19 protein-coding genes and 1 tRNA gene are annotated in these 21,360 nt (G+C 68.3%); 9 read left to right on the forward strand and 11 right to left on the reverse strand.

The window, feature by feature from the left end:
• Positions 1 to 82: 82 nt before the first annotated feature.
• The 6 genes from J2X21_RS01090 to hemA form a co-directional block, all read right to left on the reverse strand.
• Positions 83 to 646 (reverse strand): UbiX family flavin prenyltransferase, encoded by a 564-nt coding sequence (locus J2X21_RS01090; protein ID WP_310323803.1) that lies wholly within the window; start codon positions 644 to 646, stop codon positions 83 to 85.
• Positions 646 to 960: a Grx4 family monothiol glutaredoxin gene (gene grxD / locus J2X21_RS01095; protein WP_310323806.1), complete on the reverse strand. Its 315-nt coding sequence runs from the start codon at positions 958 to 960 to the stop codon at positions 646 to 648. Before grxD ends, J2X21_RS01090 begins: the two co-directional genes overlap by 1 nt.
• A gap of 57 nt (positions 961 to 1,017) precedes the next feature.
• On the reverse strand, positions 1,018 to 1,590 hold the full coding sequence (locus tag J2X21_RS01100; protein ID WP_310323809.1) for a hypothetical protein: 573 nt from the start codon (positions 1,588 to 1,590) through the stop codon (positions 1,018 to 1,020).
• 134 nt (positions 1,591 to 1,724) lie between these two features.
• On the reverse strand, positions 1,725 to 2,528 hold the full coding sequence (gene prmC, locus J2X21_RS01105) for a peptide chain release factor N(5)-glutamine methyltransferase (RefSeq protein WP_310323811.1): 804 nt from the start codon (positions 2,526 to 2,528) through the stop codon (positions 1,725 to 1,727).
• Complete coding sequence (prfA, locus tag J2X21_RS01110) at positions 2,525 to 3,610, reverse strand: peptide chain release factor 1 (protein ID WP_310323813.1); 1,086 nt, start codon at positions 3,608 to 3,610, stop codon at positions 2,525 to 2,527. Before prfA ends, prmC begins: the two co-directional genes overlap by 4 nt.
• Before the next feature lie 66 nt (positions 3,611 to 3,676).
• Entirely contained in the window at positions 3,677 to 4,939 is a 1,263-nt protein-coding gene (hemA, locus tag J2X21_RS01115; RefSeq protein ID WP_310323817.1) for a glutamyl-tRNA reductase, read from the reverse strand.
• 54 nt (positions 4,940 to 4,993) lie between these two features.
• Here hemA and J2X21_RS01120 point away from each other — a divergent pair, with 54 nt between their 5' ends.
• Entirely contained in the window at positions 4,994 to 5,269 is a 276-nt protein-coding gene (locus J2X21_RS01120) for a hypothetical protein (protein WP_310323820.1), read from the forward strand.
• Here the strand turns inward: J2X21_RS01120 and miaB are convergent.
• The 4 genes from miaB to J2X21_RS01140 form a co-directional block, all read right to left on the reverse strand.
• A complete protein-coding gene (gene miaB, locus J2X21_RS01125; protein ID WP_310323823.1) occupies positions 5,259 to 6,614 on the reverse strand; it encodes a tRNA (N6-isopentenyl adenosine(37)-C2)-methylthiotransferase MiaB in 1,356 nt (451 codons plus the stop codon). The genes J2X21_RS01120 and miaB overlap by 11 nt on opposite strands.
• Complete coding sequence (locus J2X21_RS01130; protein ID WP_310323825.1) at positions 6,611 to 6,988, reverse strand: hypothetical protein; 378 nt, start codon at positions 6,986 to 6,988, stop codon at positions 6,611 to 6,613. Before J2X21_RS01130 ends, miaB begins: the two co-directional genes overlap by 4 nt.
• Positions 6,989 to 7,057: 69 nt before the next feature.
• Positions 7,058 to 7,134 (reverse strand) — tRNA-Met (locus tag J2X21_RS01135).
• A 54-nt stretch (positions 7,135 to 7,188) separates the two neighbouring features.
• Entirely contained in the window at positions 7,189 to 8,838 is a 1,650-nt protein-coding gene (locus J2X21_RS01140) for a rhamnogalacturonan acetylesterase (protein WP_310323827.1), read from the reverse strand.
• Positions 8,839 to 8,971: 133 nt separating this feature from the next.
• Here J2X21_RS01140 and J2X21_RS01145 point away from each other — a divergent pair, with 133 nt between their 5' ends.
• From J2X21_RS01145 to J2X21_RS01180, 8 genes are all read left to right on the forward strand, one after another.
• The gene (locus tag J2X21_RS01145; RefSeq protein WP_310323829.1) at positions 8,972 to 10,327 is read left to right on the forward strand and encodes a TolB-like translocation protein; all 1,356 of its coding nucleotides are present in this window, start codon (positions 8,972 to 8,974) and stop codon (positions 10,325 to 10,327) included.
• A 306-nt stretch (positions 10,328 to 10,633) separates the two neighbouring features.
• Positions 10,634 to 13,765: a TonB-dependent receptor gene (locus tag J2X21_RS01150; RefSeq protein WP_310323831.1), complete on the forward strand. Its 3,132-nt coding sequence runs from the start codon at positions 10,634 to 10,636 to the stop codon at positions 13,763 to 13,765.
• A 255-nt stretch (positions 13,766 to 14,020) separates the two neighbouring features.
• Complete coding sequence (locus tag J2X21_RS01155) at positions 14,021 to 15,865, forward strand: rhamnogalacturonan lyase (RefSeq protein WP_310323832.1); 1,845 nt, start codon at positions 14,021 to 14,023, stop codon at positions 15,863 to 15,865.
• Complete coding sequence (locus J2X21_RS01160) at positions 15,862 to 16,860, forward strand: glycoside hydrolase family protein (protein ID WP_310323834.1); 999 nt, start codon at positions 15,862 to 15,864, stop codon at positions 16,858 to 16,860. Before J2X21_RS01155 ends, J2X21_RS01160 begins: the two co-directional genes overlap by 4 nt.
• A 2-nt stretch (positions 16,861 to 16,862) precedes the next feature.
• Positions 16,863 to 19,259, forward strand: coding sequence for a glycosyl hydrolase 115 family protein (locus J2X21_RS01165; protein WP_310323836.1), 2,397 nt, complete (start codon positions 16,863 to 16,865; stop codon positions 19,257 to 19,259).
• 11 nt (positions 19,260 to 19,270) lie between these two features.
• The gene (locus J2X21_RS01170; protein ID WP_310323838.1) at positions 19,271 to 19,537 is read left to right on the forward strand and encodes a hypothetical protein; all 267 of its coding nucleotides are present in this window, start codon (positions 19,271 to 19,273) and stop codon (positions 19,535 to 19,537) included.
• Between the two features lie 181 nt (positions 19,538 to 19,718).
• Entirely contained in the window at positions 19,719 to 20,054 is a 336-nt protein-coding gene (locus J2X21_RS01175) for a tetratricopeptide repeat protein (protein WP_310323841.1), read from the forward strand.
• A gap of 68 nt (positions 20,055 to 20,122) precedes the next feature.
• Positions 20,123 to 20,929 carry a hypothetical protein gene (locus tag J2X21_RS01180; protein WP_310323844.1) on the forward strand — a complete coding sequence of 269 codons (807 nt, stop codon included), beginning with the start codon at positions 20,123 to 20,125 and terminating at the stop codon, positions 20,927 to 20,929.
• Between the two features lie 22 nt (positions 20,930 to 20,951).
• Here J2X21_RS01180 and J2X21_RS01185 read toward each other — a convergent pair whose 3' ends face one another.
• Positions 20,952 to 21,356, reverse strand: coding sequence for an ester cyclase (locus J2X21_RS01185; protein ID WP_310323845.1), 405 nt, complete (start codon positions 21,354 to 21,356; stop codon positions 20,952 to 20,954).
• Positions 21,357 to 21,360 lie beyond the last annotated feature (4 nt).

Below are 21,360 nucleotides of genomic sequence, written 5' to 3' on the forward strand. Positions count from 1 at the left end.
AGCGAGATCGGGAAGCGATCTTCCCCGTGGCGGTGCGGGTCCAAAAGCCGCAGCAGCGGCGGAATTGCCCGGCTGATGGGGCTTACAGACCCGTCCAGGACTTGGGCTGCGCCGAGGCCACGCCCGCCAGCTCCAGCACGCGCTCGACCGTCTCGGCCACCATCTCGTCAATGGTCTTGGGGTGGTGATAGAAGGCCGGCAGCGGCGGGAAGCAGATGCCGCCCATCTCGGTCACCGCGACCATGTTGCGCAGGTGGGCCAGGTTCAGCGGCGTCTCGCGCACCATCAGGATGAGACGGCGGCGTTCCTTCAGCGTCACGTCGGCGGCGCGCGTGAGCAGGTTGTCACCCAGGCCGTGGGCGATGGCCGCCAGCGACTTCATGGAGCAGGGCGCCACGACCATCGCGGCCGTCGTGAAGCTGCCGCTGGCGATGCAGGCGCCAATGTCGCCGGGCGCGTAGGCGTGGTCCGCCTCGGCCTCCAGCGTGGAGCGATCGAGACCCAGCTCGTGGTGGGCGTTCAGGATGCCGGCGGGCGTCGCGATCAGGTGGGTCTCGACGCCCAGTTCGCGGGCGCGGCGTAGCAGCCGCAAGGCATATGCCGCGCCCGTGGCGCCGGTCAGCCCGACGACGAGCCGCTGTGTCATCAAGCGGCGGCGAGTGCTTGCTGCAACTCACCCGACTCGTACATCTCCATCATGATGTCGGAGCCACCGACGAACTCGCCGCCGATGTAGAGCTGGGGGATGGTGGGCCAGTTGGCGTAGTCCTTGATGCCCTGGCGCACGGCCTCGTCTTCCAGCACGTTGAAGGTCTTGATGTCGGTGGCGCCGGCGGCCTTCAGGATCTGGATGGCACGGCCGGAGAAGCCGCACATCGGGAACTGGGCCGTGCCCTTCATGAAGAGCATGACGCGGTTGGACTTGACCAGGTCGTCAATGCGTTGCTGAACGTCGCTCATGGCTATCTCGGGTTCTCGTGGCAAAACCGCGATTATCCCGGACCGGTCGCGGCGGCCTCAGTAGCTGTAGGCCAGACCCAGTTGCAGCAAGGGCTTGAAGCGCAGGTCGCGCATCGCGTCCTCGAAACCCTGGGCGCTGCTGCGGCCCAGCCGCAGGCCCACGCTGCCGGACACCAGGCCCAGGTCGGCGCTGAAGGACAGCCCGCCGCCCGTCACGCGGCCCGTGTAGCCTATGCCCAGATAGGACAGGTTGCCGCTGGGCTCCAGCGCGTAGGCGTCGGCGCTGGTGAGCGAGACATTGCGCCGGCCCGCCGACACCGGGCCGCTGCCCAGCGCCAGACCGCCGCTGCTCTGCGAGACCGACAGCGGGCCGGTCAGCAGGCCGCCGGTGGCGCGCAGGCCGCCGCTGAGGCCGCTGAGGCCGGATCGGGTCAGGTAGTAGTCGCCCAGCAGGTTGGCGCTGAGGACGCGTGAGCCGCCCAGTTGCGGGCGTGAATCCTGGGGCGTGTCGGAGCTGGAGAGTTGCAATCGCGCCTGCCAGCGCGGATTGGCGTCGACCTCGGCCGCGAGGGCCGGCAGGCTGAACAGGGCAGAGAGGCTCAGTACTGCAGCGCTGGCGAGGCGGGTCATGGTCGTCTCCTGCGCGGTGCAAGGCAGGCACCGGGATTCGATACTACGCCGGCATTTCGTTCGCGGGAATGACGATCTGGCGGGAAAAGATCACGTAAACAGGTGACGCGACCAACCGCGCGTCGAATCCGGATTCAGCCGGCCCAGCGGCCGCCGCTGGCACGGGCGCGGCCGGCCAGGTCGCGGCGCAGTGCCTGCCGGGCGTAACCGCGTGCGCCCAGTCGCAGGGCCAGCGCATCGGCCTGGTCCCAGCCATGCTCCAGCAGCAGCCAGCCGCCGGGCGCCAGATGTTGCGGCGCCGCATCAATCAGCGTGTGCAGGTCGGCCATGCCGTCGGCGCCGGGCGTCAGGGCCGTGATCGGCTCGTGGCGCAGGGCGGGCAGGTGCGGGTCGTCGCTGGCGATGTAGGGCGGGTTGCTGACGATGAGGTCGAAGCGCTGGCCGGCCAGCGGCTCGAACCAGCTACCAAAACGCCAGTCAACGTCCAGCGCCAGGCGTTCACCATTGGCGCGGGCGACGGCGAGCGCGTCGGCGCTGAAGTCCACGGCCGTGAGCTGCGCGCGCGGGCAGGCGGCCTTGATGGCCAGCGCAATGGCGCCGCTGCCGGTGCCGAGGTCCACTACGCGGGGTTGGCCGGGCAGGTCTGCCAGCAGCTCCAGCGCCCAGTCGACCAGCGTCTCGGTGTCCGGCCGTGGGATCAGCGTGGACGGCGTGACCTGCAGCAGCAGACCATGGAAGGGCTGCCAGCCGGTCAGGTGGGCCAGCGGCTCGCCTGCCGCGAGGCGGCGCAGTGCTGCCTCGGCACCGGGAGCCGGCGCGTCGCCATGCGTGACGAGCCAGGTGCGGTTCTGGCCGGTCAGGTGGCTGAGCAGCGTTTGCGCGTCGCCGCGCTCCACGCCGAGCTGGCGGGCCAGGGCCAGCGCGTCGTCGACGGTCATGCGCGGCCGGCTTCCAGCTCGGCCAGCTGTTCCGCGGCCTGCGCGGCCAGCAGGCCTTGGATGACGTCGTTCAGGTCGCCGTCCATGATCTGCCCGAGCTTGTAGAGCGTCAGGTTGATGCGGTGGTCGGTCAGCCGACCCTGCGGGAAGTTGTAGGTACGGATGCGGTCGCTGCGGTCGCCGGTGCCGATCAGGCCCTTTCGCGTGGCGGCCTCCTTGGCGGCGCGCTCGCTGCGCTCCTTCTCCTGGATGCGCGCCTGCAGCACCTGCAGCGCCTTGGCCTTGTTGCTGTGCTGGCTGCGGCCGTCCTGGCACTCGGCCACGATGCCGGTCGGCAGGTGGACGACGCGCACGGCGGAGTCGGTCTTGTTGATGTGCTGGCCGCCGGCGCCGCTGGCGCGGAAGGTGTCGATGCGCAGGTCGGCCGGGTTCAGCGTGATGGCCTCGGCCTCGTCGGGCTCGGGCATCACGGCGATGGTGCAGGCGCTGGTGTGGATGCGGCCCTGGGTTTCGGTGGCCGGCACGCGCTGCACGCGGTGGCCGCCGGATTCGAACTTGAGGCGGCCGTAGACGCCGTCGCCTTCCACGCGAACGACCAGTTCCTTGTAGCCGCCCAGGTCCGACACGTTCTCGCTCATGATCTCGGTGCGCCAGCCCTGGTTCTCGGCAAAGCGCAGGTACATGCGCGCCAGGTCGCCGGCGAACAGCGCCGACTCGTCTCCGCCAGTGCCGGCGCGGATTTCCAGGAAGGCGTTGCGCTCATCGTCCGGGTCCTTGGGAATCAGCGCGAGCTGCAGCTCCTGGTCCAGCGTGGCCAGCGCCGCCTCGTTGGACGCGATCTCCTCGCGGGCCATCTCGGCCATTTCCGGATCGGCCAGCATGTCGCGCGCGGCGGCGAGGTCGGCTTCGTGCGCCTGATAGCGGCGGTAGCGCTCGACGAGGCCCGACACCTCGGACTGCTCACGGGTCAGCGCGCGGTAGCGCTTCATGTCCGCCGCGATGCTGCCATCGGCAAGGATGGTGTCCAGCTCGGCGAGGCGGAAGCTGAGGCGGTCGAACTGCTGGCGCAGGGAGTCTTTCATGGGGCGTGATCGGAGAAGCAGTCAGAGGCGGCGCGCGGAAGGCGCCGGGCGGCGGCGAGGGCGCCGCTAAGACTGCCTGCCGCGCAGGAACAGGCGCGAGACGGTCTGCGCCAGCTGCAGGCGCTGCTCGCCATCGCTGGCGTGCAGCTCGGCCAGCGTGCCGTGCAGCAGCTTTTGCGTGAGGCCGCGGGACAGGGCGTCCAGCACCTCGTCCACGTCCGCGCCCTTGGCCAGCAGCTTGCGGGCGCGGGCTGTTTCCACGGCGCGCCAGTCATCGGCCTGAGCGTGCAGGGCCTGGATCAGCGGCACGGTGTGGCGCTGGTCCAGCCAGTGCATGAAGCTCTGCACGCCGGTCTCGACGATGGCCTCGGCCTGGGCGACGGCGGCCTGGCGCTTCTCGCCGGCGGTCTGCACCTGCTGGGCCAGCTCGTCGACGGTGTAGAGGTAGACGTCATCCAGCTGCGCGACCTCGGGCTCGATGTCGCGCGGCACGGCCAGGTCGACCATGAACATCGGGCGGTGCTTGCGTTTCTTCAGCGCGCGTTCCACTGCGCCCAGGCCGATCAGCGGCAGGCTGGACGCGGTGCACGACACGACGATGTCGAACTCGTGCAGGCGCTCGGGCAGGTCGGACAGCCGCACGGCCTCGGCGCCGAAGCGGATGGCCAGCTTCTCGCCGCGCTCCAGCGTGCGGTTGGCAACGGCCATGCTGCGCGGCGTCTTGGCGGCGAAGTGCGTGGCGGTCAGCTCGATCATCTCGCCGGCGCCGACGAACAGCACGCGCGTCTTGGCCAGGTCTTCGAACAGCTGGCCGGCCAGGCGCACGGCGGCGGCGGCCATGCTGATGGAGTGGGCGCCGATCTCGGTGGAGCTGCGCACTTCCTTGGCCACCGAGAAGCTGCGCTGGAACAGCTGGTGCAGCGTCGTGCCCAGGGCGCCGGCGTTCTCGGCCTCCTTCACGGCCTGCTTCATCTGGCCCAGGATCTGCGGCTCGCCCAGCACCATGGAGTCCAGGCCGCTGGCGACGCGGAAGGCATGGCGCGCGGCGGCGCTGCCCTGCATCACGTAAGCGTGCTCACGCAGTTCGCCGGCCTCGACACCGCCGGTCTGGGCCAGCCAGGCGATGGCGGGCTGGACCTGCGTCGTCGGGGCGGCGACATACAGCTCGGTGCGGTTGCAGGTGGACAGGATGGCGGCCTCGGGGGTGCCCGGCAACTTCTGGCGCAGGCCTGTCAGCGACGGAGCCAGCTGTTCGAGCGTGAACGCAAACCGGCCGCGCAGATCCAGCGGGGCGGTGTTGTGGTTCAGGCCGAGAGCAAAGACCGACATGGGTTGAATTGTAGGATTCGGCGCTTTTTCAGCTGCGGCCTAAGCTTTCTCAAAATGAGTCCACTCGACGCCTTTTGGCACATCGCCAACCTGTTTGCCCCGGCCTGGGGGCTGGCGGCGCTGCTGGCGGTGGCGATCAAGGGGCTGTGGCGGCGGCAGGCGAAGTCTCTGGGCTGGCGCAGGTTGTGGGCTTGGGGGTCAGCGGGCGGCACGGCTGCGGTCATCGCGGCGCTGGTCGTGCTGGGCCGCGACGGCCGCATGGCCGGCTACGCGTTGCTGGTGCTCGGCGTGGCCCTGCCACAGTGGTATTTGCTCAGTTTCAGGCGCTGAGCACGTCCTCAGTCGTGACGACCTCGCCGCGCAGCGAATGCGCGAAGGCGGTCGTGATGCGCACGTCCACCAACTGGTTCATCAGCCGCGGCGAGCCGGCGAAGTTGACGATGCGGTTGCACTCGGTGCGGCCCATCAGCTCGGACGCGTCCTTGCGGGCGTTGCCGGTGACCAGCACCTTTTCCACCTTGCCGACCATGCCTTGCGAAATCGTCAACGCGTGGGCCTCGATGGCGGCCTGCAGTTCCTGCAGGCGCTTGACCTTGGTCTCGTAGGGCGTCGTGTCCTCCAGCGCGGCGGCCGGCGTGCCGGGGCGTGGGCTGAAGATGAAGCTGAACGAGGCGTCGAAGCCGACGTCGTGCACCAGCTTCATCAGCCTGGCGTGGTCGTCGTCGGTCTCGCCGGGGAAGCCGACGATGAAGTCGCTGGCCAGGCGCAGGTCCGGGCGGATGGCGCGCAGCTTGCGGACGATGCTCTTGAACTCCAGCGCCGTGTAGCCGCGCTTCATCGCCATCAGGATGCGGTCGCTGCCGTGCTGCACGGGCAGGTGCAGGTGGTTCACCAGCTGCGGGATCTTGCCGTAGGCCTCGATGAGGCGCGGGCTGAACTCGTTGGGGTGGCTGGTGGTGAAGCGCAGACGCCGGATGCCGGGGATCTCGGCGGCGTACTCCAGCAGCAGGGCCAAGTCGGCGAACTCGGCCGTGTCGCCCATCTTGCCGCGGTAGGCATTGACGTTCTGGCCCAGCAGGTTGATCTCCATGACGCCCTGGTCGGCCAAACCGGCGATCTCGGTCAGCACGTCGTCGAAGGGGCGCGAGACTTCCTCACCGCGGGTGTAGGGCACCACGCAGTAGCTGCAGTACTTGGAGCAGCCTTCCATGATGGAGACGAAGGCCGAAGCGCCCTCGACCTTGGCCGGCGGCAGGTGGTCGAACTTCTCGATCTCGGGGAAGGAGATGTCCACCTGCGGGCGGCGTTGCTCGCGGCGGGCTTCCAGCATCTGCGGCAGGCGGTGCAGCGTCTGCGGGCCGAAGACGACGTCGACATACGGCGCGCGCTCGATGATGGCGGCGCCTTCCTGGCTGGCCACGCAGCCGCCCACGCCGATCATGACGCCCTTGGCCTTCAGATGCTTCACGCGGCCGAGGTCGCTGAACACCTTCTCCTGCGCCTTCTCGCGCACCGAGCAGGTGTTGAACAGGATGAGGTCGGCCTGCTCGGGGTCATCCGTGGGCGTGTAGCCCTTGGCGGCCTCGAGCACATCGGCCATCTTGTCCGAGTCGTACTCGTTCATCTGGCAGCCGAAGGTCTTGATATAGACCTTCTTCTGAGAGGTCTCGTTCATCGCTTGATCCAGGTCTGGTTGCCGGGGTTGAACTGCCAGGTGGCCGACTCGGCGGGCGTCGTGGGCCAGGGCTTGTTGGCCAGCTCGGCGGGATTCAGTACCCACACGTCCATGATGAGCCCGCTGCTCTCCACCGTGTAGTGCACCACCAGCTTCTGGCCCGTGAGGCCGGCCGGCGGCACCCACAGGTTGACCTCGTTCTTGATGCGCGCTCCCGGCGCCAGGCGGGCGGGCTTGCCGTTCAGGCGTGCATCCGGGAACTGCGTGATCTGCAGCTCGCCGCGCATCGCGGTGGCGGGGAAGGGGCGGTGGGTCTGCGCGTGGGCCACCAGGCAGGTGGCGGCCAGCGTCAACGAGAGTGCACAGCGGTACATGGCATGTCCAGTGGCTGCGGAGCTGCGGAAAGACAAACGGCCCGAGCAATGCTCGGGCCGTTCGGATTTTGGTGGCGCTTCAGGGATTCGAACCCCGGACCTGCGGATTATGATTCCGTCGCTCTAACCGGCTGAGCTAAAGCGCCTGAGCCCGCCATTCTAAGCGAGTTTTTTCGGAGCTGGCAACAAGATCTGAAAAATTACAAACCGGGCTCGCGCAGCCAGCCCTTGAAGGGCTGGCCGGGCAGGCGCTTGAGGCCCTCGACGAGCTGGGTGGCGTTGAACACCGCACCGGCGTCGTTGGTGTGGGTGCGGGCGTCGGAGAAGAAGCCATCCACGCGTTCGGCGCCGATGGCTCGGTAGGCCTCGGCAACGCGCAGCGTCAGGTCGATGAACTGGGCGCCGTTGGCCTTGGCGACCTGCTCGCCCCAGGCGGCGTAGTTCTCGAAGTCGCGCGGCTGCTCGGGCTTCCAGCGGTCCTTGTGCGGGATGGGCGACAGCACCACCACGTTCGCACCCTTGGCGCGCGCGTCGGTGATGTAGCGCTTCAGGTACCAGCCGAAGCTCTGCACGGCTTCCTTGCTGCCGTCGGGGCGGGTGTCTTCCACTGTCTCATCGCCGATGCCGGGCACCGAGCCGCGGTTCTTGCCGGCCGGGTCGCCGATGCGGGCGCCGTCGTTGTGGCCGAACTGGATCAGCATCCAGTCGCCGGCCTTCAGGTTCTCCAGCACCGAGGCCCAGCGGCCTTCGGTGAAGAAGGTACGGCTGCTGCGGCCACCGATGGCGTTGTTGACGACGTTGACGCGCTGTGTGTCGAAGAACGGCGCCAGGCGCTCGCCCCAGCCGAAGGCGCCGTTCTGGCCGCCGCTGCGCACGGTGGAGTCGCCGATCAGCACGAGGCTGGGCAGCTTGGCGTCGCGCGGGGCCTCGACCTTGACCTTGCGGGCGTCCACCACGGGCCGGTCGTCCGAGCCGTCCGGCGCGAAGCGCTGCTTGTAGACGTCCTCGGGCAGCACCTTGTTCTGCAGCAGGCCGGCGACGACCAGCTGCGCATTGACCGCCGCACCCAGCCAGTTGGTGTGCACCGTCTCGGGGTCCGGCGGGAACAGGGTTGCCACGACGGTCCTGCCCAGCGCCTCGTAGCGCTTGGCGCCCCATTCGTTGAGGTCGATGAAGGCGACGCCTTCCTGCCGGGCCACCTCGGCGGCCCATCCGGCGAAGTTGCCGCCGGCGCGCGTCACCGTCACGCCGTCGGCTTCCCACCGCTTGCGGATCACCGGCGACGCAATGACCGGCGTGGCGCCAGCCGCGCGGATCTCGGCGACGTAGCCGCGCAGGTAGGCGCCGTAGGTGGTGACGGTCTCGGGCTTGCCGGTCAGCTGGTTGTTGATGTCTTCCTTCTCCGGCCCCGTGCCGCGCAGCACGCCGCGCGCGCGGCTGTTGTCGTTGACCGGGCTGGCGTCGTTGTGGCCGAACTGCATGACCACCCAGTCGCCTCGTTTGATGAAGGGCTTGGTGCGCTCCCAGTGGCCGCTGCTGCGGTAGGTGCGGCTGGACAGCCCGCCCACGGCGCGGTTGACGACGTTGATCTTGTTCAGGTCGAAGTAGGCCGCGATCGGGTTGCCCCAGCCCCATTGGCCTTCCGGCCCCTTGCCCTGACCGTCGTCCCGGCCGTTGCGTACCGTGGAGTCGCCGATGAGGATCAGCGACGGCAATGCCGGCTTGGCGGGCTCGGGCAGCGTGACCTGGGCGCGCGCGGGGTCGGTGGAGGCGGTGAACTCCTGCGCCTGGGCCAACGGCAGCGCAAACAGCAGGGCCGCGAGTGCGCGGCGTAGTGGGTGGGCAGTCATGGCGCGGATGCTAGGAGCAGCTGCCCATGCATGGCTGACGGCGATGGCGCAAGTTCTTGAGCGATTGGCTGCCAGCAACATCGCGCAACAGAGCGCGGCCTAGAGTCCGGCCACACAAAAACGGAGACGCCTCATGTCGTTGCGCAAGACCTCACTGCTGCTGAGCCTGGTGCTCGCGTTGACGCCCGCCTGGGCCCAGATCGGCCAGCGCGTCCCCTCGGAGAAGCGCATCGTCAAGGACCCCGTCACCGGCACGCCGCTGACCTTCCTGACGACCAAGCCGGGCGGCGACTCCAAGATCTATCCCAGCCACCCGCAATGGACGGCGGACGGCAAGTGGCTGGTGTTCCGCTCCAACCGTGTCAAGGGCGAGGCTATCGCCGTCAACGAGGCCAGCGGCGAGATGGTGCAGGTCACCGAGGGCGGCTACGAGGGCATGCTCAACCTGTCGCAGTCGGGCGGCAACAAGCTCTACTTCCTGCGCAAGGACCCGGCGGGCGGCGACGCCAAGGTGCGACAGGCCATCGAGGTGGACCTGGACCGTGTGTTCACCGACAGCAAGGCCCGCAAGCTGAAGCCGGCGGACGCCTATCAACGCGTCATCGCGACGCTGCCGGCCGAACTGGAGGCCTTTGGCGACAACGCGCTGGATGCTGACAACCAGTGGTTCTACTTCCGCATCCAGGGCAAGGACTACGCGGGCGCCAAGCTGCCCGCCGGCACCAAGATCGAGCCGCCGTTCGGCCCGCGCGGCATGGGCGCCGGCCCGCACGCCATCGGCAAGGTCAACGTGAAGACGGGCGAGTTCCAGCACGTTGTGTCCGTGCCCTTCCAGATCGGCCACATCCAGTCCAACCTGTGGAACCCGGGCGAGCTGGTGTTCAGCTGGGAGACCGGTGGCAAGTCGCCGCAGCGCACCTGGACCGTCAAGGGCGACGGCACCGGCCTGCGCCCGATGTACCCCGAGTCTGCACACGAGTGGGTCACGCATGAGGCAATCATCGGCAAGGACGAGGTGGCGTTGGCCATCATGGGTCACCGCCCCATTCCCGGAGTGGAAGACGCGAGCCGCGCGCCCGGCACCGAGGTGGGCGGCGCCAACCCCGGTCAGGAAAAGTCCTGGGGCGACTCGGGCACGCGCGAGAAGCTGACCGGCCTCGTGATCGTCAACCTGCGCACCCGCGAGAGCCTGCTCGCCGGCCAGACGCTCAAGGGCAGCGGCCTGTGGCATGTGCACGGCTCGCCGGACGGCCGCTTCGCGGTGGGCGACGACTTCAAGCGCGACATCTGGCTCATCGACCGCAAGACGCGCGAAATGATGCTGCTCAGCGCCGGCCACAAGGACACCGCGCGGGACCACCCCCACCCGACCTTCAGCCCGGACGGCAAGAAGATCCAGATCCAGTCCGCCATGCTGGCCGCCGACGGGCGCGAAATGAGTATCTGCGTGATTCCTGTGCCAAAGGCCTGGTTGAATCGCAAACCCTGATTCGCTGCGGGTGATGAATATCCGCTGAATATGAAAATCGCGAATATCCAATATCGATCCGATGGATTCGGGAAGTGATATTCGCGCGCCACGAGCATGCGGCGCTGCAACATGGATCGGTCGCTTCGCTCATGCGCATGATTGATTGGTGCGCGCGCCAGGGTTTGCCTGATGCCAAGCAATCACGTCCTTGATTCTTTGGCTAGCGCCAAACACAGCCGGAAATCAGCCCCCTAGACTGCCGCCGGGGCAATATGAAGGCTGCGGCATAGCAGCCATCTCGCAAGTATTTCTGGAGGCAGACAAATGCTGAACATCCACCACGCGCGCACGCCGCGCTGGACGCCGCTGGCGCTCGCCATTTCCGCCGCACTGGCCGGTCAGGCCGCGCACGCACAGACGCAAACCGCCGCGCCGGCCGCCGCCGCCTCGGCCGCCAAGGCCGAGACGAATCAGCTCGATACCGTCGTCGTGACGGGTATCCGTCGCTCCATCCAGAGCGCCATCGACCGCAAGAAGAACGCCTCTACCGTCACCGACAGCATCGTGGCGGAAGACATCGACCAGTTCCCGGACAAGAACGTCGGCGAAGCGCTGTCGCGGATCACCGGTGTGCAGTTGAGCCGCGAGTTCGGTGAAGGCTCGCAGGTCTCCATTCGCGGCGTCGAGCCCGACCTGAACCGCGTCGAAATCAACGGCATGTCGGTGCTGGGCACCAATGGTGGCGCCGGCCGCGGCGCCGAGCTGCGTGAGCTGGCCTCCGAGCTGATTGCCTCCATCGACGTCGTCAAGGGCTCCACCGCTGACGTGACGGAAGGTGGCGTGGGCGGCACCGTGCGCATCAACACGCGCAAGCCGCTGGACTTCACCAAGCGCACCATTGCCGGTTCGCTGTCGGCCGAGCAGGGTAGCCTGCGCGGCGGTGTGCAGCCGCGTGGTTCGCTGCTGCTGGCTGACAAGTTCTTCGACGGCAAGTTGGGTGTCATGGCCAACCTGGTCTACGACAACATCCACACGCGCGGCGACTTCAGCCGCAACACCTCGTGGAACTTCCTGCGTGACTGGGACTTCTCGCCCGAGAAGACCATCACCAGCCTGAACGCCAATGCCGCTGCCGTGACCACGTCCGCCGGCTGTTCCGCACTCGCTGCCGCCGACCGTACGCCCTGCCTGAGTCAGTGGTTCGACTACGCGCCACGCATCGCCCGCTATGGCATCTGGGAGCGGGACCACAAGCGCAGCTCTGCGGAGGTGACGGCGCAGTACAAGTTCAGCAAGGACCTTGACGCCTACGTGAGCCACCAGGTCAACACGCAGGCGCAGCGGCTCAACGACATGAACTTCGGTACGGACCTCACCGCTGCCACGCGCTTGTCCAACGCCGGCAATGCACCCGTCTACTCGGCCACCGCTGTGCCCTCGGGCGGCACCTGCACGGGCGTCAGCGGCGCAGCCACGCCGGCCGGCATGGTGGTGGAGAACCACCACGTCACCCAGTACACCGTGGGCAACTGCCTGAACGTGGCCGGCCAGGGTGGCCAGGGCGCCTTCGGCACGTCGGCGCGCGACTTCGCGCTGGACATCGAGTCCAAGTACACCACCGCCGGCTTCAAGTACAAGAACAACAACTGGCGCATCGAAGGCCTGCTGGGCGACTCCAAGTCGGACTACAAGAGCGAGAGCAACGCCATCTCGCTCACGCAGAACGCGCCTGGCCTGGTCGTCACGCTGGATGATCAGCGCCTGCCGCATTTCACCTTCCCCGCCAACTACAGCCCCGACGACGCCTCTTCCTACGTGCAGGCGCAGCTGCAGTACCGCCCGTCGGCCACGCAGAACAAGGAGCGCCAGGGCAAGCTGGATCTGCAGTACAACTTCGACCACAGCTTCTTCCAGAGCCTGTGGTTCGGCGGCCAGGTGCGTGACTCCAGCTCGCGCCAGTACAACGGCGGCGGCTACCTGGTGCAGAACAACGGCAGCCTGACGGCGACCGACGAGGCCGTGGACATCAACGCCCGCGGCGCCAACGTCAACCAGACGATCGTCTTTGACCCGCTGTACACCGGCGCCGCACAGCGCCCCAACGACTCGCAGACCTTCATCAACAGCGGCTTCAAGACGTCCTACGTCAACGGCGCACGCATGCAGGAGATCATCAACGCGGTCCGCACCAAGTCGCCTGGCACCTTCTTTGGCGGCTACGGCGACATCTCCGGCGTGCCTGCCAACTGGACCGCCCCCAGCTACGCGGCGGCGGCGTCGTCCGGCATCTTCGACACCAGCGCCTTCAACCACGGCTACCTGTACGAGACGCCCGGCAGCGACGGCAAGACCTACCCGCAGATCCCGGCCTTCGACGTCAGCGAGAAGATCAAGGCAGCCTATGTGCGTCTGGACTGGGGCACGGAGATCCTCGGTCTGCCGCTGGACGGCAACGTGGGCGTGCGCTATGCCCGCACCGACGTGACCTCGACGGGCATCCGCACGGACCGCACCTGCAACCCGGCTACCGTGTCGAGCTGCTCGCCGGTGGTCAACAGCAACACGGTGGTGACGCTCAGCAACAGCTACAACGACGTTCTGCCCAGCCTGAACGGCACGCTGCAGCTGCTGAACGGCAAGCTGCTGGTGCGTGGCGGCTGGGCCAAGGTGATGGCCCGCCCGGCGATCAACCTGCTGGCGCCCAACGTGACCTGCACCACCGGCAGCGGCGATCCGGCCCGCGGTGGCGACGGCACGGACGACTGCTCGGCTGGCAACCCCGACCTGAAGCCCTACCGTGCCACCAAGTACGACCTGAGCCTGGAGTACTACCCCAGCCGCGACACGCAGGTCAGCCTGGCGACGTTCCGCACCGACATCAACACGTATGTCCGCACGGGCATCGTCAATCGCGGCGTGAACTTCTACGGCGACGGCCGCCTGTTCGACGTCACGCAGGCCATCAACGGCGAGGGTGCGCGCACCCAGGGCCTGGAGCTGGCAGGCCGCACGGCGCTGACCTTCCTGCCCGGCTGGGCGAGCAACTTCGGCGTGGACGCCAACGTCACCCGCATGACGTTCAGCTACGCGCAGGGCAATGAGCTGATCAGCCCGCTGGACAACTCGGTGCTGCCGTACCCGGGCCTGTCGAAGATGGCCTACAACCTGGGCCTGTGGTACGACGACGGGCAGTTCAACGCCCGCGTGGCCTACCACCACCGCGACAAGTACTACACCGGTGGCAACGACGTGTCGGGCAACCCGAACTTCCGCGACAAGACCGCTTACCTGGACGCCAAGCTGCAATGGAAGGCGACGAAGAACTTCACGTTCGCCATCGAGGCCAAGAACCTGACCGATCAGGCCGAGCTGACCTACGCGGGCGACCTGTCGCGCCCCAACGAACTGGCCTGGTCGGGCCGTCGCTACTACCTGACCATCGGCTACAAGCTGTGATCTCCGGGCCTGGTCCGAGTGGCCAATCCTGTTGCGCCTGAATTTCAGGTGCGGGCCCCGCAAGGGGCCTTTTTTTTAACCCCTCGCCCAGCCCGCCGCGCTGAACGCGGACGGTCTGAGCGGCCGCCCGAGGGGGCGGCGATGCTTGCGGCATTGAGCCGCTCGCACATCGCCAGACGGGCCGGCTTGGGAGCGGCCCGGCGCTCGGCCCGAACAGGTGCACCACGGTCGCGTGATCAAGAAATGGATAGCTGCATGACTTCCTCGATCTCCAAACTGGCCTGCGCCCTGCTGTTCGCGGTGGCCGCCGCCGCTCAAGCCGATGGCCTCCAGGTCGAGAAGCTCGACCGCGGCGTCGTCGCGCTGAGCACGCCGCAAGGCGTGTTTGTCAGCTGGCGGCTGCTGGGCAACGAGCCGGCCGGTGTGCGCTTCAATGTCTACCGCGACGGCAAGCGGCTGAACGACAAGCCGCAGGCGCTGACCAATCTCACGGACGCTGATGGCCGTGCCGACAGCCTCTACACCGTGCGCGCCGTCGTCGATGGCCGCGAGCAGGCGGCGCCGGCTGGCGTGCCGCCGTGGAGCCAGCCCTATCTGCGCATCCCGCTGCAAAAGCCCGAAGGCGGCACCACGCCCGACGGCGTGGCCTACACCTACCAGATGAACGACGGTGCGCCGGCCGACGTGGATGGCGATGGGCAGTACGAACTCATCGTCAAGTGGCAGCCCACCAACGCGAAGGACAACTCGCAGCGCGGCTATACCGGCAACACCCTCGTCGATGCCTACAGGCTCGACGGCACGCGGCTGTGGCGGATCGACCTTGGGCGCAACATCCGCGCCGGCGCGCATTACACGCAACTCGTGGCCTACGACCTGGACGGCGACGGCAAGGCCGAGGTCATGATGAAGACCGCTGACAGCACCGTCGATGGGCAGGGCAAGGTCATCGGCGATGCCGCCGCCGACCACCGCAACGCGACCGGCTACATCCTGGCCGGGCCCGAGTGGGTCACCGTCTTCAACGGCCTCACCGGCGCGGCGATGGCCAGCGCCAACTACGACCCGCCGCGCGGCGGTCAGGGCGAGGGCTGGGGCGATGGCTATGGCAACCGCGTGGACCGATTCCTGGCCGGCGTGGCGTATCTCGACGGCCAGCGACCCAGCGCGGTGTTCTCGCGCGGCTACTACACACGCGCCGTCATCGCCGCCTGGGACTGGCGCGACGGCAAGCTGAGCAAGCGCTGGGTGTTCGACAGCGCCGCCGACGACGCGAGCAAGCCCGCCGCAGGGCAGGGCGCGCACTGGTTCTCGGTGGCCGATGTGGACGGCGACGGAAAGCAGGACATCATCTACGGCGCCGCCACCATCGCCAGCACCGGCAAGCTGCTCTACAGCACCGGCCTGTGCCACGGCGACGCGCTGCATGTCAGCAACCACGATCCCGCGCGCGAAGGCCAGCAGGTCTTCATGGTGCACGAGAGCCCGCGCTGCTACGGCGAGCACGGCCTGGAGATGCACGACGCCGCCACAGGCAAGGTGCTGTGGAGCATGTCCGGCAACAACACCGACGTGGGCCGCGGCGTCTGCTTCGACATCGACCCTGCTCACCCTGGCGCCGAATGCTGGGGCAACGTCGGAGGCCTGATGAACGCCAGCGGCAAGCTCATCAGCGACAAGCACCCCAACCGCTACAACTTTGCGATCTGGTGGGACGGCGACCTGCTGCGCGAATCGCTGGACCACGTCGCCATCGACAAGTGGAACCCGGCCGCCTTCAAGTTCGAGCCCGTGCTGAACGGCAAGGACTTCCGCGCCGCGTCCAACAACGGCACCAAGGGCAACCCGGTGCTGTCGGCCGACCTGTTCGGCGACTGGCGTGAGGAGGTGGTCTGGCGCAACGAGGACAGCACCGCGCTACTGGTGTTCTCCACGGCCATCCCGACCGAGCATCGGCTGGTGACGCTGATGCACGACCCGCAATACCGCGTGCAGGTCGCCGCGCAGAACGCCGGCTACAACCAGCCGCCGCACACCAGTTTTCATTTGGGCGCCGCCATGAGGGCACCGCGCCATCTGCCGATCAAGGTCACGCCATGAAGCTCATTGCCTCGCTGACGCTGCTCGCGGCCCTGGCCGGTTGCGCCACGGTGACGCCCGAGCCCGCCCCGCGTCCGCTCTACCGCGACCCCACTCTGGACGGCGCGGCCGACGTGTCCCTGGTCTTCAACCGCGGCCTCAAGCGCTGGGAGATGTTCTATACGAACCGCCGCGCCACGGTGCGGCTGGACGACCCCAAGGACGTCACCTGGGTGCATGCCACGCCCATCGGCATCGCGACGACGCGCGACGGCAACAAATGGAGCTTCGACAGCGAAGCCAAGTTTCCCGCCGAGTGCACCGGCGTCACGCTGTGGGCGCCCGAGATCCAGGAGTTCGACGGTGTCTACCACCTGTGGCTCACCATCGTGCCGGGCGTTCACAAGAGCTGGACCGGCGAGCGCCGCATCGAGCACCTCACCAGCACCGATCTGCGCAACTGGCAATGCGCCGGCAAGGCGGACCTGGGCTCGCCCAAGGTCATCGACGCGAGCGTCATCCGCGCTCCGCAGGGCGGCTACCGCATGTGGTTCAAGGACGAAGCCGCCGGCAGCAAGCTCAAGGTGGCCGACAGCCCCGACCTGAAGACCTGGATCGTGCGTGGCCAGGTGAGCAACCTGGCGGGCGAAGGCCCCACCGTGTTCCAGTTCGCCGGCAAGTGGTGGCTGGTGGCCGACCTGTGGAAGGGCCTGCTGGTGCTGCGCTCTGACGACGCGCAGAACTGGGAGGAGCAGCCCACGCGGCTGCTGTCCGATATCGGCCAGCATCCCACCGACCGCGCCAAGGGCCAGCACCCCGGCGTTACTGTCGTGGACGGCCGGGCCTACCTCTTCTACTTCACGCACCAGAGTGGCGAGCCCGAGGCCAAGACCGATGACCACTGGCACCAGCGCACGGTCATCCAGTCGGCGGAGCTGACGGTGAAGGGCGGTTGGCTCAGCGTGGACCGCAACGCGCCGCCGCCGGATCTGCGTTCCGCCTTCAAGGCGCGTTGACCATGCGTGCGCTGCTGCTGGGCCTGATGCTGGCGTCGGGAGCGGCGCAAGCCGGGCTCGACGTCTCCACCCGCGCGACCGCCACCAGCCTGCCGCTGGACGGTGCTGTCATCGTTGCGGGCACGAACGCCGACCCGCTGGAGGCCTTCGTCGCGCAAGACCTGGCCGACGACCTCAAGCGCCTGGGCCTGCGCACCGCCGCCAAGGGCCCGGTGCAGATCTGGGTCGGCACCGTGGGCCGCCATGCGCAGATAGCTGCGGCCGGTCTGGACCTTTCCAAGCTTAAGAACTGCTGGGAGTGCTTTCACATCGAGGTGCTGCGCAATCCCGCGCCCGGCGTGAAGCAGGCATTGGTCATCGCCGGCGCCGACCGCCGCGGCACGGCTTACGGCGTCTACACGCTGAGCCAGGCGCTGGGCGTGTCGCCCTGGGGCTGGTGGGCCGACCACGCGCCCCTCAAGCGCGGCCCGCTGCATGTCAGTGGATCGCTGCAGGACGGCCCGGCGGTGAAGTACCGCGGCCTGTTCATCAACGACGAGGACTGGGGTCTGCAGCCCTGGGCCGCCAACACCTTCGAGCCCGAGGCCCGCAACATCGGGCCGCGTACCTACGAGCAGGTCTTCCGCCTGCTGCTGCGCCTGAAGGCCAACACACTGTGGCCGGCCATGCACCAGGTCTCGCGCGCCTTCAACGACAACCCGCGCAATGCCGAACTCGCGCAGCGCTACGGCATCGTCATGGGCAGCTCGCACGCCGAGCCCATGCTGCGCAACAACGTGTCGGAGTGGAAGGCGCCGCACGAGCAGTACAACTATGCGACCCATCCGCAGCAGGTGCGTGACTACTGGGTGGAGCGGCTGAAGGCCAACGGACGTTACGAGAGCCTGTTCACGCTGGGCATGCGCGGCATCCACGACAGCGGCATGCAGGGCGGCGGCTCGGTGGCCGAGAAGCAGGCGCTGATGAACCGCCTGCTGGCCGACCAGCGCGAGCTGATCCAGCAGCACGTGGGCGACCCGGCGACCGTGCCGCAGGTCTTCGTGCCCTACAAGGAAGTGCTGCCGCTGTTGCCGGGCTTGAACCTGCCCGACGACGTGACCATGGTGTGGGTGGACGACAACTTCGGCTACATCCGCCAGTTTCCCGATGCCGCTCAGTCAAAACGTTCGGGCGGCTCCGGCGTGTACTACCACCTGAGTTATCTCGGCGCACCGCTGTCCTACCTGTGGCTGGACACCACGCCGCCCGCCCTCGTCGCCGAAGAGATGGGCCGCGCTTTCGATGCCGGCGTACGCCAGTTGTGGGTGGTCAACGCGGGCGACATCAAGCCGCACGAGATCAACCTCAGCCACTGGTTTGACCTGGCCTGGAACCCGGCCGCCGTGCGTGCGCAAGGCCAGCAGGCGTACCTGCGCGGCCTGTCGCAACGCCTGTTCGGCACCGAAGAGATCGCGGCCATCTGGGACGGCTACTTCCGCGTCAACTTCGAGCGCCGCCCCGAGCACCTGCAGTACCACTTGCCCGGCGAGCGCATGAAGCGCAGCGGCATGAGCGTGGCCGCCATGCAGCAGCGCCTGAGCCGCTTCGCCGCGCTGCTGGCGGCGCTGGATGCGGTTCGCCCGCGCATCGCCGCCTCACAGCAGCACGCGTTCTTCCACATCGTCGAGTACCCGCTGCGCGCGTCGGCGCTGGCCAACGAGCGCTTCTTCGCGCTGGAGCGCTACGCGGCCACGCTGGAGCGCGACCCGCAAGGCGCGCGCGCCTTCGCCGCGCAAGCGCATCGCGCCGACCGGCGGCTGAAGGCGCTGACCGCCCGCTACAACGCCGGCCGCTGGCAGGGCATCCTGGCCGAAGAGCCCGCCGACGGCCTGTGGACCAGTTACCGCCAGCAGGCCCCGCTGCTGCCCGCGCCCGGCCTGGGTGGCAACGCGCCCGATGCGCTGAACAACCTGGTCAGCGCGATGGCCGACCTCGCCCCGCTGCCGCTCGTCGAGCCCATCGCGCCGTCGCTGCGCGTGACCGCCAACGACGCCTGGCGCCGCGTGCCCGGCCTGGGGCGTGATGAGGGTGTGCTGGCCGCCCGCCAAGCTGGCGCCACGCTGCAATTGCAAGGCCAGGCCAGCGGCCCGACCTGCCTGCGCGTACACGTGCTGCCCAGCTACGCCGCCACCCCCGGCGAAGCCTGGGCGGCCGACGTGCTGGTGGACGGCCAGACGCTGCCGCTGCGCTGGCCGCGCGGCCAGCAGGACGCGGCCTGGGCGCAGGGCGTGCTGGCCAACCGGCTGCCGGCCTCCGTCACGCTGCCGGAGCGCAGCGGGCCGCTAACCGTTCAGCTGCGCGCGCAGCAACGCGACCTGATGTTCGACGGCGCCGAGGTGACCGCCGGCACCTGCCGCTGAAAGTGAACGCCATGCCCAACGAGATCGGGGCCTTGCGCGATCAGCAACGCATACAGCTCAGCAAGGGTCTGGAGGCAGTGCTGCGCCAAGCTGAAGGTGACCCGAAGCGTCAGGCCGCCATCGAAGGCATGCTGGCTATCTTCAAACCGCCCCCTGAGGCCGACCCCGCGGAAGTGGCACGATTCTCGACCGAGATCCAGGCCGCTGCGAAGCTGCGCGATCTACACTTCCTGGTGGCGGGTGCCTGGGAATGCCCGGCTGAGGGAGCGACGTCTTGAACCCGTACGAACCCATCAACAAGCTTCCAAACAGGCCTTCGCGCACTGGGGTGCCGGCCGCTTTGCCGAAGCCGTCCAGGGCTATGCTGCGTCCATTGCGCTTGTCCGCGACAGCGGCCTGCCGGCGATAGCCGATCTGCATGCCCAACTGGCCGGTGTGCTGGATGCGCAGGGGCGGCTGATGGAGGCCGTCGCCCAGTCCGAACTCGCGCTGGCCGCAGAGCAGGCGCAGGCCGGGGCGACCGATGCCGGGCCCACGATGAAGGTCGCCCGCCACTTCCTCGCGGATCGGCTCGTGCGCAATGGCCAGCCGCAACGCGCGCTGGAGGTGCTGGCGCCGTCGCTCGCGGCCTTGCCAGACGACTGGCTGCTGAACCTCACGCGGGCCGAGGCGCTGTGGGCCGCCGGTCGTGCCGCTGACGCCAAGGCTGCGGCTGGGCGTTCGCTGGGCAATGCCTCTGCGGAGGAGACGCGGGCACAGCTGGTCGAGCGGCTGGCGGCGGTGCTGGCCTCATGAGGTCAGGCGCGCGTTGGGCCATCGCCCGACGGGTTGGCTGGGCCGCGGGCATCGCCGGTGCGGCGTTGTTGGCCTTGGTCGTCAGCGCCGGAGATGATGGCGACGTGACAGTCCCGGAAGCCTCCTCTTTGCCGACACAGCAGGCCTCTCCGATGCCATGGTTACCGACGGCGGCTGAAGACGTGGTCGAAGCGAAGGTCGTGACCGAGCCTGCCTTGGCCCTGCCAGCGCCTGTAGCCAGCGCCGCTGCGCGCTTGGAGCCGTTACAACTTCAGCGCAACGTGCAGCGGGCCTTGTCCAGCGACAGGCCGGGCCTGGCCGGCGTCGCCGCACAGAGCATCGGAGCCTGTCTGAGCCTGGAGGCGTTGGAGCCGGCGGTACGCGGCCTGTTGGAGGAGCAGCAACGCGAGAAGCCCAGTGCGTCGTATGGCGAGGCTGTGTCGCACATGAACCAGTGGCATGCCGGGTGCCAAGGCCTGGATGCCGCGGCCCGGGCTCAGTTCGAGCCGCTCATCTGGCGCAGCCTGAAGGAGGGCGACCGCGGCGCGGCGGCCGTGCTCGTCTGGCATCTCGACAAGGCCTTCGATCCAGCCCGTGACCCGGATGTCGTCGCGGCGTTGAAACGGGATGCCTGGGCCTGCGACCTGGACTCCGTGGCGGCGCTGGATTCGCTTTCCGACCGGCATCCGCATTTGCTGGCACGGTCCGAGTGGGCCGCCATCGGGCGACTGGCCCGCAGCCGGCCGATGCTGGGCTGGGCTTGGCGCCCGCTGCAGATCGCCTCGACGCCGTCAGGTGACGCTTTTGCAGCCGAAGTGGATGGCATCATCGCCGTCATCCAGGCGTCATGCGTGAAGCATGGTCAACGGCCCTGACCGCAGCCGCTGAGCGGAGGGCTCAACCCTTGCGCGCCAGCAGCAACCGCTCCGCCAGATCCGTCACAACCCATTCCTCCGCGATGAGCCCGCGCTCGAAGCGGCTGACCACCATGTCGCGCCACACCAGCGGCTTGCCGCTGGCAGGGAAGCCCTTGAACGCGCCCGACTGCGTGCCGCGGCAGGTGCGCAGCCAGGCGACGCGGTCGTCGCCTTCCACGAGGATCTCCACGTCCACGCGCAGGTCGGGCACCGCATGGCGCAGCGCATCGACGACGCTGGCCACCGCAGCGTGGCCGTTCATGGTCTGGCCAGCGACGTGCGCGACGTAGCTCTTGGCGAAGAAGTCGGCAGTGGCCTCGTGCCGGCCCTGTTCGAGCACGGCCTCATTCGCGTGGCGCAGGCGCGCCGGCCAGGTCGACGTCATGACG

The sequence above is a fragment of the Roseateles asaccharophilus genome, assembly GCF_031458115.1.
In the GTDB taxonomy this organism is placed as follows: Bacteria; Pseudomonadota; Gammaproteobacteria; order Burkholderiales; family Burkholderiaceae_C; genus Pelomonas; species Pelomonas asaccharophilus_A.